Annotated in this window: 11 protein-coding genes; 1 reads left to right on the plus strand and 10 read right to left on the minus strand. The window is 67.3% G+C overall.

Annotated features, from left to right (window positions below; genetic code table 11):
- The first annotated feature begins 11 nt into the window (after window positions 1–11).
- Window positions 12–287 carry a hypothetical protein gene (locus OXU42_09485; GenBank protein ID MDE0029616.1) on the plus strand — a complete coding sequence of 92 codons (276 nt, stop codon included), beginning with the start codon at window positions 12–14 and terminating at the stop codon, window positions 285–287.
- Here the strand turns inward: OXU42_09485 and hemB are convergent.
- The 10 genes from hemB to OXU42_09535 form a co-directional block, all read right to left on the minus strand.
- Window positions 282–1,250, minus strand: coding sequence for a porphobilinogen synthase (gene hemB, locus OXU42_09490; GenBank protein MDE0029617.1), 969 nt, complete (start codon window positions 1,248–1,250; stop codon window positions 282–284). The genes OXU42_09485 and hemB overlap by 6 nt on opposite strands.
- A 10-nt stretch (window positions 1,251–1,260) precedes the next feature.
- A complete protein-coding gene (locus OXU42_09495; GenBank protein MDE0029618.1) occupies window positions 1,261–2,091 on the minus strand; it encodes a uroporphyrinogen-III synthase in 831 nt (276 codons plus the stop codon).
- A 70-nt stretch (window positions 2,092–2,161) separates the two neighbouring features.
- Window positions 2,162–3,073 (minus strand): hydroxymethylbilane synthase, encoded by a 912-nt coding sequence (gene hemC / locus OXU42_09500; GenBank protein ID MDE0029619.1) that lies wholly within the window; start codon window positions 3,071–3,073, stop codon window positions 2,162–2,164.
- 30 nt (window positions 3,074–3,103) lie between these two features.
- The gene (gene hemA / locus OXU42_09505; GenBank protein ID MDE0029620.1) at window positions 3,104–4,546 is read right to left on the minus strand and encodes a glutamyl-tRNA reductase; all 1,443 of its coding nucleotides are present in this window, start codon (window positions 4,544–4,546) and stop codon (window positions 3,104–3,106) included.
- Window positions 4,539–5,360, minus strand: coding sequence for a cytochrome c biogenesis protein CcsA (gene ccsA / locus OXU42_09510; protein ID MDE0029621.1), 822 nt, complete (start codon window positions 5,358–5,360; stop codon window positions 4,539–4,541). Before ccsA ends, hemA begins: the two co-directional genes overlap by 8 nt.
- 122 nt (window positions 5,361–5,482) lie before the next feature.
- Entirely contained in the window at window positions 5,483–7,129 is a 1,647-nt protein-coding gene (locus OXU42_09515; protein MDE0029622.1) for a LysM peptidoglycan-binding domain-containing protein, read from the minus strand.
- 119 nt (window positions 7,130–7,248) lie between these two features.
- On the minus strand, window positions 7,249–7,884 hold the full coding sequence (locus OXU42_09520) for a hypothetical protein (protein MDE0029623.1): 636 nt from the start codon (window positions 7,882–7,884) through the stop codon (window positions 7,249–7,251).
- Window positions 7,885–7,991: 107 nt separating this feature from the next.
- Window positions 7,992–8,918 carry a DUF4340 domain-containing protein gene (locus OXU42_09525; GenBank protein ID MDE0029624.1) on the minus strand — a complete coding sequence of 309 codons (927 nt, stop codon included), beginning with the start codon at window positions 8,916–8,918 and terminating at the stop codon, window positions 7,992–7,994.
- A 10-nt stretch (window positions 8,919–8,928) separates the two neighbouring features.
- Window positions 8,929–11,835, minus strand: coding sequence for a Gldg family protein (locus OXU42_09530; protein ID MDE0029625.1), 2,907 nt, complete (start codon window positions 11,833–11,835; stop codon window positions 8,929–8,931).
- Window positions 11,825–12,757 carry an ABC transporter ATP-binding protein gene (locus tag OXU42_09535; protein MDE0029626.1) on the minus strand — a complete coding sequence of 311 codons (933 nt, stop codon included), beginning with the start codon at window positions 12,755–12,757 and terminating at the stop codon, window positions 11,825–11,827. Before OXU42_09535 ends, OXU42_09530 begins: the two co-directional genes overlap by 11 nt.
- Window positions 12,758–13,181: the final 424 nt, after the last annotated feature.

Raw genomic sequence — 13,181 nt, forward strand, 5'->3', positions numbered from 1 at the left:
TTCGCGCCCCGATGATCGCCGAACAAGTGGGCGACGCGGCCGTGCCCGACATCGAGGCATGGGCCAACGCCATCATCCGCGCCGAGGACGACTCCGTGCGCGCCACGGAGTCGTACCACGACGCCGACTCCAACACCTACGTCATTCGCCTGACGCGCGACGCCCGGGTGCTGCTGTTCCGGCTTTCCGAAGCACAGGTGCACACCTCCGGGCGAGAGCCGGAGTGCGAAAAGATCCTGCGCAACCGCGTCAAGGAAGTGCGCCGCCTGCTGGGGCGGGCATCATAGCCCCGCGGCCATCTCCTTGGCGAAATAGGTGAGGATCAGGTCGGCACCGGCGCGCTTGATGGACAGCAGGACCTCGGGGACGACCGTGCTCTCGTCGATCCAGCCGTTCTGGGCGGCGGCCTTGATCATGGCGTATTCTCCGCTGACGTTGTAGGCCGCGGTGGGGTGGCCGAAGCGCTGCTTGACCTTTGAGATGACGTCCAGATACGAAAGCGCCGGCTTCACCATGACGATGTCGGCGCCCTCGGCGATGTCCGCTTCCACCTCCCTGAGCGCCTCGTCGCTGTTCCCCGGATCCATCTGATACGAGCGCCGGTCGCCGAACTGCGGTGTTGATTCGGCGGCCTCGCGGAACGGGCCGTAGAAACCCGATGCGTACTTGGCGGCGTAGGCCATGATGACGACGTTCTCGAAGCCCTCGCCGTCAAGCGCGTTGCGGATGGCGCCGACGCGGCCGTCCATCATGTCCGACGGGGCCACCACGTCGGCGCCGGCGCGGGCGTGGGAGAGCGCCTCCTTGACCAGCAGCTCAAGGGTTTCGTCGTTGTCCACCTCGCCGCCGTCCACGACGCCGCAATGGCCGTGGTCGGTGTACTCGCACAGGCACACATCGGTGATCACGAGCAGATCCGGGACCTTGTCCTTGATGGCGCGCACCGCCTCCTGCACCACGCCGTGGTCGGCGTAGGCCTCCGACCCCACGGCGTCCTTGGTTTCGGGAATGCCGAACAGGATCACCCCCGGGATGCCCAGGTGCCAGACGTTCTCCGCCTCCTGCGCCGCCCGGTCCACGGAGAGCTGGGACACGCCGGGCATGGAAGTCACCGGCTGCACCTGGTCGCGCCCCGGACACACGAACAGAGGATAGATGAAGTCCCGCGGACTGAGCGCGGTCTCGCGCACCATGTCGCGCAGCAGCGCGGTGCGCCGGAGCCTTCGCGGTCGGGTGACGGGAAATGCCATGATGCCTCCCCTATAACGTCTTCTCGCGGCGTTTATCAACGTGCGTGGCGGCGGCTTCCACCAGTGCCTGGAGGAGGCCGGAAATGGTGTATTCCCGCGCCACCGCGGTCACATCCAGGCCGTGGCGGCGGGCGGCGTCGGCGGTGATGGGGCCGATGCAGGCGACCCGCACGGCGGCGGGGAGCTCCGCGTTCGCCCCGGCGAGCAGGTCCATGAAGGCGTTCACCGTGCTCGGACTGGTGAAGGTGACCCAGTCCACCCGGTCGAGGACCTCCGGCAGGCGCTCGGCGCCCTCGCGCACGGGCTCGTTGCGATAGGCTTCCACCACCTCCACCTCCGCGTCCCAGCGGCGCAGGGTTTCCGGGAGCACGTCGCGCGCGCCCGCGACACGGGCGAGCAGGAACCGGCGGCCGCGGGCCCGCTCGGGGCCGAGGACCGACAGAATGCCCTCGGCGCGGTACTCCTCGGGCACGAGGCTCACCGCGAGGCCTCGCTGCTCCAGCAGCCGGGCGGTCTGCGGACCGATGGCCGCGATGGAGAGCCCTTTCAGGCTGTCCATGCGGGCCAGGGCTTCACAGCGCGCGAGGAAGTGCCGGACTCCGTTTGCGCTGGTGAAGACCAGCCAGTCCCGTTCCGGCAGACCGCGGATGGCTTGGTCCAGGGCGGCCGTGTCCGCGAGCGGCAGGATTTCTACCGTGGGGAAGACCACGGCGTGCGCACCCAGAGCCTCCACGCCGCGCACGAAGACGCCGGCCTGTTCTCGGGGGCGCGTGATGAGGATGCGTTGCCCGGACAGCGGGGCGCCGGCCGGCGGCGCGCCGGAGGTGGCGGCATCGCTCATGGGCGCACCTTCGGAGTACCGCGCCCCAACCGAGGACGGCGCCGCCATTCGCCAGGGCTTACGGGACCGCTCATGGTCGCGCCTCCCGCAGCACGGCGCCTGCCCCCTCGGCCAGCAGCCGCTCGGCCAGCCGCATCCCCAGCGAGGCGGCGTCCGCCGAGGCTCCCGACAGCTCGCCTCTGAAGACCTGTCTCCCGGAAACCTCCGCCACCATGCCGGCGAGCGCGAGCCGGTCGCCGCGCACCACGGCGCGTGCCCCCACGGGCACTTGGCAGCCTCCCTCCAGGCGCGCCAGGAAGGCCCGCTCCGCGGCCACCTCCAGGGCCGACGGCGCGTGGTCCAGGAAGGTCAGGCGCTCCACCTCGCCGCTGCGTGTCTCCAGGCCAAGGGCGCCTTGGGCCACGGCGCTCATGCAGGTTTCCGGCGGCAACGGCTGTGCGGTCTCGTACGCCCGTCCCAGGCGCTTGAGCCCGGCCAGCGCCAGCACCAAGGCATCCACCTCGCCGCGGGCGAGTTTGGCGATGCGTGTGTCGACATTTCCCCGGATGGGCACCACGGCGAGGTCCGGGCGGTGGTGCAGCAATTGCGCGCGCCGTCTGAGGCTGCCCGTCCCGATGCGGGCTCCGGCCGGAAGCGCGTCCAGGCTCTCGGCGACACGGCTCACCAGCACGTCCGCGGGATCCTCCCGTTCCGGCACCGCGGCGACGGCCAGCCCCTCGGGAAGCTCCGTGGGCAGGTCCTTCATGGAGTGCACCGCCACGTCGATGTCGCCGCGCAGGAGCGCCTCTTCGATTTCCTTGATGAACACGCCCTTGGTGCCGATCCGCTCGATGGGAACATTCTGGAAACGGTCGCCGCTGGTGCGGATGGGCACGATCTCCACCGCGGCTTGCGGATGGTGCTCGCGGATACGGTCCTGGACCCATTCCGCCTGGACCAGGGCCAGCGGGCTGCGCCGGGTGCCGATGCGAAACCTGTTCATGGCGCGGTCGCGGTGCCTTTCCGGCCCGCGCTACCCCTCTCCACCCCTGGATTCCCGCTTTCGCGGGAATGACGTTTCGGGGGGACGCCCCGGCACCCGTTCCTCGTCCGGGTCGGCGTCGGGAAGGTGCCCTGGTACCCGCTCCTCGTCCAGGTCGGCGTCGGGGGGACCTCCCGGCACCGGCTCCTCGTCCAGGTCGAACAGCGCCCGGACGGCGTCGTCGTAGGCTGCGTCGTTGCCGGGCTGCTGCTTGAGACGCGTGAGCGGCGCGTGAAGGATCTTGTTGATCATGGCCGCGGTCAGGTCCTCTATGGCCTTGCGCTCCCGCTCCGACACGTCCTTGAGGCTCGATTCCAGCGACTTCTTGAGCTCGCCCCGCCGGATCTCCTCGAGCTTCCGCTTGAGCGCCACGATGGTGGGGACCTGATCCAGGGACGTCAACCACCGATGGAACGCCTCCACCTCCTGGTCGACGATCTCCTCCCCCTTGTCCGCCTCGCTTTCCCGCCCGCGGAGGTTCTCCCGCGCCACGTCGGTGAGGTCGTCGATGTGATAGAGGTAGACGTTGTCCAGGTCGTTGATGAGCGGGTCGAAGTTCCTGGGTACGCCGAGGTCGATGAGGAACATGTTGTCCTGCTTGCGCTCCCGCAGCACCTCGGCCGCGGTGTCGCGCGTCATCAGCGCCTGCTCCGACTCCACCGAGCCGATGACCACGTCCGCCAGCCTGAGATAGCGGTCGTAGTCCTCGAAACGGATGGGGCTGGCCTCGAAACGGTCCGCCAGCTCCACCGCCTTCTCGAAAGTCCGGTTGGTGATCATCAGGCTGCGCACGCCGTTCTCCACCAGGTGGCGCACCAGCGCTTCGCCCATGGCGCCGGAGCCGATGACCATGACGGTCTTCTCCTCCAGCCTGTCGAAGATGCGCCGGGCCAGGTCCACCGCCACCGAGCCCACGGACACCGGGCGGTTGGCGATGCCCGTGTCCTGCCGCACCCGCTTGGCCACGGCGAAGGAGCGATGGAAGAGCCGGTGCAGGATGCTCCCGACGGTGCCGGCCTGCTGCGCGATGGCGTAGTACTCCTTCAACTGACCGAGGATCTGGGGCTCGCCCACGACCATGGAGTCCAGGCTGGAGGCCACGCGGAAGACGTGGCGCACCGCGTTCTTCCGCGCGTGGTGGTAGAGCTGGTCCTGGGTAGGCTTCAGGTGGACATCGGGCTGGCTCTTGAGAAAGTCCTCGATCTCGGCGAGCCCGGCGTGGCCGTCCCGCGCCACCGCCACCACTTCCACGCGGTTGCACGTGGACAGGATCACCCCCTCGTCCACCGACGGGAGCGTCAGCAGATCCTGCAAGGCGCCGTCCACGAGCTTGGCCGGGAACGCAAGCTGCTCCCGCACCTCCACGGGCGCGGTGCGGTGATTCACCCCGACCACGAGGATCTGGTGCAGCACGTGGTGCGCCGGCTCACTCAAAGCGGCCTCCGTGCCGGCTCAGGAAGAAGGCGTCGCCCCAGAGGAAATAGCCCAGGACGATCAGAAATCCGGCGATCGTCCAGACCGCCGCCTTGCGTCCGCGCCAACCGGCCGTCAGCCGGCCGTGGAGCAGGATGCCGTACAGCAGCCACGTCAGCGCCGAAGTGATCTGGCGCGGATCCCAGGACCAGAAGTTGCCCCAGTGCGCGTACGCCCACACGCTGCCCGTAAGGATGCCCAGGGTCATGAACGGGAAGCCCCACACCAGGAAGATCTTGTTGAGACGGTCCAGGGTCTCCAAGGCCGGCACGGTGCGGCTCAGCCCGGTCATGCGCTTCTGCTTGAGCTGTCGCCGCACCACCAGGTAGACGACGCTCACCGCGAACGCCAGAGCGAAGACCGCGTTCCCCAACAGCGCCAGCGTCACGTGCAGCGGCAGCCAGTAGGTCAGCAGCGCCGGCGGCGTCTCCAGCCCCGGTTCCCCCAACGCGATGGAGCGCAGCGACATCAGAAACGCCAGCGGGGCGACGAAGCCTCCCAGGATGGGGAGCCGGTACTGGAGCTGTACGGTCAGGTAGACGCCCACCATCAGCCAGCCGTAGAACGAGTGCGTGGCCGCGGTCTGGGCGAGGGCGGGGAAGCCCGCGTCATGAAAGAGGAAGGCGAACTTTACCGCATGGCCGACGAAACCGGCGAGCAGCAGCCACTGACCCGCGCGGGAGAAGGACTCCCGCTGCGAGAACAGGTAGAGGATGAATGCGCCGGTCGCCAGCAGGTAGAAGCCCGCGGTGGCCTGAAGAAGGCTCTGGTACATGGTTTCCGACGATTATATCGCATCGGCGGAGCAGGGTGTAACGGGCATATCGACGACGCGCGCCCGGACCCGTCGGGAGGATTCAGAGGCAGGGGCGGCCGTGCCGACCCACCCGTATCCGGTCACGATTGAGTGCCGGGGATTCTGAGGCGCTGGCCGACGTGGATCCGGTTCCGGTTGCGGATGCCGTTGGCGCGCTGGAGGGCGGCCAGCGACACCCGATAGCGGTCGGCGATGGCGGAAAGCGTTTCCCCCCGGCGCACGCGGTGGTACAAGCGCCTTGGCTTCGCGACCTTTTGGGTGCCCGGTATCTCCAACCGTTGTCCGACGCGCAAACGCCGCACGCTCTGCACGCGGTTCGCTCTCCGGATCGCACGCGCCGTTGTCCCGTGGAGTTGGGCGATGTCCCACAGCGTATCGCCGCGTCTCACGACATGATGCAGGCCCTGGTCGTCACCGGCCGTTTCCGCAACCCGTGGCTTGTCCACTGCCCGCGGCCTGTCCACTACCCTGACGGACCGACCCTTCCCGCGGGACCTGGCCGCCGACCAGCCCGGGATCTCCAATCGTTGCCCGATACGCAAGAGGTGGGCGCTCCGCAGGTCGTTGATCGCCTGGATCGCGCCCGCCGACGTACCGTAGACTCTTGCGATCCCGGAGAGCGTATCGCCTCGGCTGACCACATGGTACGGGAATGACGACGTCGGCCCGATGCCCGCCAAGGCCTTGCGGAACCATTGCCCCTGCGGTTCCGGCGCCTTGAGGCGATAGCCTTTCGGCAACCACGCCGCACGACGGCTCAACGCGGGATTCCACTTGAGAAACTCCGCTCGCGATACGCGGCTGCGGCGCAGCAGCGAAGACACAGAGACGCGTTTCGTGAGGCTGATCTCTTCCAGGTGAACCAGGGGATCGCGGCGGACGTGGGGCAGGTGACGATCGACCTCGCGCATGATGTGCACGGCCGCGAGAAACTCGGCGTAGAAATTCTTGGAAGCGAACTTGAAGGTGCGGCTGCGATAACGCCTTATGATGGTGGTGATGTCCCGCGTGCCGACCCGGCGCACCGCCCTCTTCATGCCGGCGCGCCCGTGGTTGTAGGCGGTCACGGCCAGCGGCCATGTGCGGAGCTCCCGGTAGTTCTCCTGCAAGAGGCGCGCCGCGGCCCGGGTCGCCTCCATCGGATCCCTGCGCTCGTCCACGAGCCGCGTCACCCGCATGTACCGTTGCCCCGTGCGCGGCATGAACTGCCACATGCCGACGGCGCCGCGGAACGAACGCGCGTCGTTCCTGAACGACGACTCTACGAGAGGCAGGTAGGTCAACTCCACCGGCAGCCCGCGGGCGGCAAAGACCTTGCGCATGTGCTCCAGGTAGCGGCCGGACCGTCGCACCCCGCTCTCGAAACGCTCGCGGATGCCCCGCTGCGCCCTGATCCGACTTGACGGGATGCCGCGCCGCTGGAGCCGCGCGCGCACCGAACGAAACACCCTTCGGGTACTCGCGTTCCGCTTGACCTTGACCACCTCGTGTATCCGCGACATGTCCCGGGGATCGAAGAACACGAGCTGGGTGGAGTCGTAGTCGAGAAAAATCGCCTTCCAGAACTTGACGGCGGGCTCGAGGCCGGCGGGTATGGCGAACGGATCGGCTTGCTTGGAGGCCTGTACGCGCGCCAAGGCGTCGGGCGCGTAGGGCATGCTGCCGCAAAGGAGGACGAGAAGACTCGCCAAGGCCACGAAGAAGCGGGTCGTGCAGACGCGCGTCATGCAGAACTCCTTCAAAAGCATCGGCTTAGAGTAATCGGTGTAAACCTGTTTGTCAAATATACAGGCCTACTGCCCGAAAAAACTCCACTTTCGAGTCAGTCGCCCGGCCCTGTCGGCGGCTATTCGAAATCGCAGGGTATCTGGGTGGGCCCGTATCCCTGCCAGTACTTGCAGGTTTCGGGGTCGTATCTTCCCTGCAGGAAGGTGCCCGGCTTCTCGGCGCGCACGATGATGGCGACGGTACGCTGCGGGCCGCTCTCCTCGGCGTGGATCTGCCACGGGCGCACCAGATCGATCTTGCCGGGTCCCACCTCGGCGTTCTCGGTCTTGCGCACTTCCGCGTAGTCCGGCTTGGAGCCGTCGTCCAGCCGCTCGTAGCGCTCGATGGTCTCGTTGCCGTCGAGCACACCGTACAGCGTCCAGTTGTGCGCGTGGTCGTGGATGCTGGTGCGCGTCCCCGGCGCCTTGACCAGCCCGTTGATGACGAAACCGTGGTCCGGATCCTCGTACAGGAGAAGGTTCTGCGCCCGCTGGCCGCCTTCGGCCACGGTCAACCCGCCCTGATCACAGGACGGCCACTGCTCCGACTGCGCCCTGACGCCGGGGTCCGCCAGAAGCTCGCTCAGAAGCGGCCCCATCTTCTCCCAGCGTTTGTCGACATCGGCCTCGCCGGCATGGAGTTGACGGACGGCCGTGATGAAGCGCTTGGCGGCGGATGGCTCCGTTTCCTGGGTCGGCATGGGACGTGCGCTCATGGTGTTTCCTCCCTTGGCTTCGCGGGGCGTGATTGCTGGTGCGTTTGTCGGGAGCGGGCTTGCCCGCCCCATGAGACTCAGAAGTATCCGAGGATCGGGCGCCCCTGTCAACCCGCATCCACGCCCTTGACCGCCTGCACGCGACTCGTGTCACGCAGCTTGTCGAACGGGTCCTTCTCCACCTCGAAGTAGTAGGGTTGCGCGGAACTCTTCAGGATGTAGCGATTGCTCTCGTCGGGCGCCACCACGATATGCTCGACGGGCGTTCCCTCCTTGAGCTCGATGGTGTATCGCACGACCGGCTTGCCGGCCTCGAACCGTGCCCGGCCGCCGTCGCCCAGCACGTCCGTAAAGGTCACCTCGGAGACCCGTTCGACCATCTCCTGCACGGGCTCGACGTCGGTCTGCTCGTTCTCGCGCAGGTCTTCCACCTGGAACCCTCCGTCCTTGGCCTTCAACGCGAAGGCTCCCAGATCGATGCGCGCGATGTCGTTCACCGGCGTCTTGAGCGCCTCCGTGTCGTACCACTGGCTGGGGTCCACCGGCGCGTCGAAGGCATTGAAGTCAACGGCGTAGGTATGCTCGTCGCCGTCGAGGCGCGCGTGGACCTTGCGAAAGCCCGGGGACGAGCCCAGGAAGACGTCGCCCAGCACCGCCTCGCCCTCGAGGAACCGCACCCGCCTTTCGAACGCGTCCATCGTCACCTTGAACTGCCGCGCCGCCACCATCGTCTGTCCCACCGGCCACGACCGCCGGGCGCCGAGGAGCTTGTCCGTGAACTGCTCGAACTTCGCGGACAGCACGGGGAAATCGCTCTTGTGCGGCAACACCCACCCGTCCCCCTTGCGCGTCAGGCGCAGGAGACGCTCCCCCGGCTGCTCGATGGTGACCGTATCCGCGCTGTCCACGTCCACGGCCACGAGCGGTGTGTCGGCCTTGAACGGGTCGGGCGCGTCCCCCTCCAGGTGGACCCAGGCCACGAGTCCGGCCTGCAGCACCAACAACAGCAGCAGGAACTTGATCGATCGACTCACGCTGAACCCTCTAGACCGCCAGCACCCGGTGATAGCGATCCCGAACGCGGCGCAAATGGTAGCGATGGCCGCCGTAGACCAGCGCGAGACCCGCCAGCACCAAAGCGTAGTTGAGATACTCCCAGAACGCCTTCCGCTCCCGCGTCATGGGGACCAGCGTGCGCGCGAAACGGGCACGGCTGCGGATGGACAGCAGCGCCCGGTCCTCCAGCGCCCAGTCCACCACGTTCTCCATGAACTGCAGCGAGTTGACGAAGCGATCGTTGGCCGCCGCGCGCGAGAGCTGCAGCGTCTGGTCGGTGAAGGCGTCGTTGGAGCCCACCAGGATGATGCGCGCCGATTCCGGCGACTTGTCGATCAGACCCGTCACCACCGGCTCCGGCTTTTCTTCGGCGGTTTCCTGCGCGGGTTCGGCGGCCGCCGTCTCCTCCGGCTTCTCCTCATCGTCCGCGGCCAGCAGCGGCGACTCCTTGCCCGCGTAATACGAGCGGAAGACTCCTTCCACCACTCCGGCCAGCACCCGCGCCTCGGGCTGTCCCTCGCGCTCGAACCCCAGCTTGGGGTGGAGTTTGTAGTCCGGGTGCACCTTCAAGGAGTCGGACACCCAGGATTCGCCGGAGCTGGCGAGCAGCGGCGTCGCGCGGACGCCCCCGTCCTCGTCGTCGGGAAGCGACAGCGGCGACGCCCAGCTCAGGGTCAACTGGGGCAGCCGGGCGGTGATGGGGTTGTCCTCGTTGAGTCCCCGGCCGCGCACGTCGACGAAATAGGGATAGGGCACGAGCTGGAGCTCCCGCACCGTGAACGTGCCCACCTGCCGGTTCACCGTCACCGGGAAGGGCTCGTTCTGCGGGTCCAGCACCAGGGTCTTTCGCACGGTCACGCCGTAGTGTTTCAGCAACGGTTCGAGGCCGGAGGTATGCGGACTGGCGGCCAGGCCGGCCTGGGTCCGCGTGACGGCATAGGGCGAGGTCAGGAGCGCCACCGAGCCGCCCTTCATCAGGAACTGGTCGACGGCGAACCGCTGCTTGGCCGTGAAGTCCGCGGGTGACGCCAGGAGCAGCAGGTCCACGTTGTCCGGCACCACTCCGGACGTCATGTCCACCAGTTGGACGCGGTAATTCTCCTGCAGCTTCTGCGCCAGGAACCGGAAGCCGCGCTCCGGAGGCAGCGGACGCATCCCCGGCTGCCGTGGCGGTCGAAGCGGAGGCACGTGCATGCCGATGGTCTTGATGAACCCCGGCGCCAGGCGCCGGAGCGCCCCCTCGATGCTGCGCCGGACGGCCTCCTGGTTGAGCTTTTCCGGCAGGGGCACCTGCACCGTGGTGCCGTTGTTCTTCATCAGCATGTAGAAGTAGAACTTCTTGGGGTCCAGGGGACCCAGGGACATGGGGCGAAAGCCATGCCGCTCCGCAAGCTGACGCGCCACCGCGCCGCCCTCCGCCTCCGGATCGACCACGGTATACTTGAGCTTCCCATCCGACTCCTTGCGCAGCTCCCTCAGCGAGATCAGCAACTGCCTGCGGAAAACCGCCATGGACTCGGGCAGTTTCTCCCTGGGCGAGACGTACGCCTCGAATTCCACGGGCTGATCGATGCCGGCGAAGAGCGCGCCGATGTCCTGGAAGCCGTAAAGCACCTTCTTGATGCCGCGGGCAAGGTCGTACTCGAGGTTGCGAAGGCGCACCTGCGTTCCCGTCCTTCCGCCCCTGATCTCGATCAGATCGGTGAAGCGCAGCACCTCGTGCTTGTCGCCGTACTGGAGCAGCAGGTCGAAGTAGGAGTTGACCAGCGAGTTCTGGTAACGGTCGACCGTGCGGAAGGGGGTCGGACGGATGTTGTAGCGCTGGTTGGCCTCTTCCTCCAGACCGGGATCTTCCCGCGGGTCGACGAACTCGGCGCGCACCCGACCGCCGCTGATGGACTCGATCTCGCGGATGGTGTCGCGGATCCTCGGGATCAGGGGCGTCAGCAACGGGTGCGTCCGTGCGCTGAAGTAGCCGCGGATGAGCAGCGGCTCCTGCAACTGGGCCACGAGGTCGCGGGTTGCCCGCGAGATGGAGTAGTCCCGGTCCGCGGTGAGGTCCGCGCGCACCGTGACGCCGCGCTGCAGCCAGAAGTTGGCCAGCACGAAGTTGGCCACCACCAGGGCCGTGGCCAACCGCCACGCCCGGTGGCGCGGCTTCTGCCCCTCCCTGGACCAACGCAGCCGTTCCAGCGAGAAGACGTTCAGGGCGAGGAAGACGCCCACGACGCTGACGTAGTAGTAGACGTCCCGCAGGTCCAGGATGCCGCGGGTGATGGACTCGAAGCGCACCCCGGTGGCCGCCAGACCCAGGTATTCGGCCCATTGATGGCCCACCAGGGAACCGAAGGTCAGGGAGCCCAGGAGGTAGAAGACGAAGCCGATCACCGTCGTGAGGATGAGGCTCGCGATCTGGCTCTCGTTGCGCGCGCTGATGTACAGGCCGATGGAGCAGTAGGCCGCCGCCAGCAGCAGCGACGCGACGTACGCTCCCAATACCGGGCCCCAGTCCAGGGGGCCCATGAACGACACGGTCGCGGGCACCCCCACGGTAAGCGCCAGCGCGATGGCCACCAGGCCCAGGCAGGCGAGGAACTTGCCCAGCACCAGGTGGAGCGTCTTCACCGGCATGGTGAAGAGGAACTCCAGGGTCTCCATGCGCCGCTCCTCGCTCCACATCTTCATGGTCAGCGCGGCGCTCAGGAAGATCAGCAGGATCGGCATCCACTCGAACAGCGGGCGCACGTCGACGATGTTGCGCGAAAAAAACTGCTCGACCCAGAAGAAGATGAACAGGCACACCGCCGAGAACGTCCCCAGGAAGATGAACGCCACCGGCGACGAGAAGTAGGTGGAAAACTCCTTCTTGGCGATGCTCCAGATGCTACCCGCCATGGCTGCCTCTCTCCGACACTTCGCGGAACACGGTCTCCAGGGTGCGCGCCTGCTCGCTCAGGCGGTAGAGGTCCCAGCCGCCTTCCACCGCCGCCCGGGCCACCCCGGGCGCCACCTCGTCCGTGGCGCCTTCGAGCTCCAGGGCGTAGGTTTCGCCCCGCGGCCCCTCCGCCGGCAGGACCGCGGCGACTCCGGGAACGTCGCCCAGGCGGCCGGCCGCGTCATCGGAAGGATTGCCCAGCCCCACCACCAGCCGGTTGGACTGCCGCAGCTCGCTCAGCCGGGCATCCACCGCGATGCGCCCCTGCACCATGATGATCACCCGCTCGCACACCGCCTCCACCTCCTGGAGGATGTGCGTGGAAACGATGATGGTGGCGTTCTCGCTCAGGTCGCTCACCAGCGAGCGCATCTGGAAGATCTGTGCCGGGTCCAGACCGTTGGTGGGCTCGTCGAGGATCAGGATCTCCGGCTCGTGCACGATGGCCTGTGCCACCCCCAGCCGCTGCTTGTAGCCCTTGGACAATGTCGCCACCGGGTCCAGCGCCCGGTCCGCCAGCCACGTCCGCTCCAGCGCCCGCCGGAGCGCCGCCGGCCGCTCGGCGCGCGCTACCCCGCGCAGGTCCGCCACGTACTCCAGGTAGCGCACCACCGTCATGTCCGGATAGAGCGGCGCGTTCTCCGACAGGTAGCCCAGCCTGCGCTGGATACTCAGGCGCTCCTCGGAAACCGGCATGCCGTCGATGACCACCGACCCCGCGGTGGGCTCGATGTACCCCGTGAGCATCCGCATGATGGTGGTCTTCCCGGCGCCGTTGTGCCCCAAGAGACCGACCACCTCCCCTTTCCCGATGGAAAAGGAGACGTCGTCCACCGCCACCAGATCACCGTACTTTCGGGTGAGACCCTCGACCTCGATCACGCTGCACCTTTCCGGCCGGACTGTTTCAATGTTCAGGGTTTGGGGATGGGCTCTTCGCAGCCGAATGAACGATTTTTTAACAGATCGGGATGCGGTGTGCGAATCGGGGGCGGTGGGCGGGATGGATGAATGTTCCAGGGCAGCCGTCGGCAGGTTGCTTGACAAGCCTCCTTATTGATAATAATTTATCAATAATGTTTGAAATCAGGAAAACCGACTGTGCGTAGGCCAATCAGGATCAATGGCTCCGCGGGAGAGGCGCGGTTCGGACGTGCCGTCTCGCCTCTGGGCAGCGGCGTGGCCGTTCAACTTGTTTGGGCGGGTGCCCTCGCGACCCTGCTGTGGATCGCCGCGGCCTGGGCGATGGGGTGGCTGCCATGACAGCCGCCTTTTCCCTCCACGACGTCACCCTGGGATACGACCG

The organism is Deltaproteobacteria bacterium (assembly GCA_028818775.1).
Lineage (GTDB): Bacteria > Desulfobacterota > Binatia > UBA9968 > JAJDTQ01 > JAJDTQ01.

Bases quoted from the DNA above. Each gene is read 5' to 3' on its own strand.
- OXU42_09520 (MDE0029623.1), bottom strand. From the start codon at position 7,884: ATGAGCGCACGTCCCATGCCGACCCAGGAAACGGAGCCATCCGCCGCC.
- OXU42_09530 (MDE0029625.1), bottom strand. From the start codon at position 11,835: ATGGCGGGTAGCATCTGGAGCATCGCCAAGAAGGAGTTTTCCACCTAC.
- hemC (MDE0029619.1), bottom strand. From the start codon at position 3,073: ATGAACAGGTTTCGCATCGGCACCCGGCGCAGCCCGCTGGCCCTGGTC.
- OXU42_09495 (MDE0029618.1), bottom strand. From the start codon at position 2,091: ATGAGCGATGCCGCCACCTCCGGCGCGCCGCCGGCCGGCGCCCCGCTG.
- hemB (MDE0029617.1), bottom strand. From the start codon at position 1,250: ATGGCATTTCCCGTCACCCGACCGCGAAGGCTCCGGCGCACCGCGCTG.
- OXU42_09485 (MDE0029616.1), top strand. From the start codon at position 12: ATGATCGCCGAACAAGTGGGCGACGCGGCCGTGCCCGACATCGAGGCA.
- OXU42_09515 (MDE0029622.1), bottom strand. From the start codon at position 7,129: ATGACGCGCGTCTGCACGACCCGCTTCTTCGTGGCCTTGGCGAGTCTT.
- ccsA (MDE0029621.1), bottom strand. From the start codon at position 5,360: ATGTACCAGAGCCTTCTTCAGGCCACCGCGGGCTTCTACCTGCTGGCG.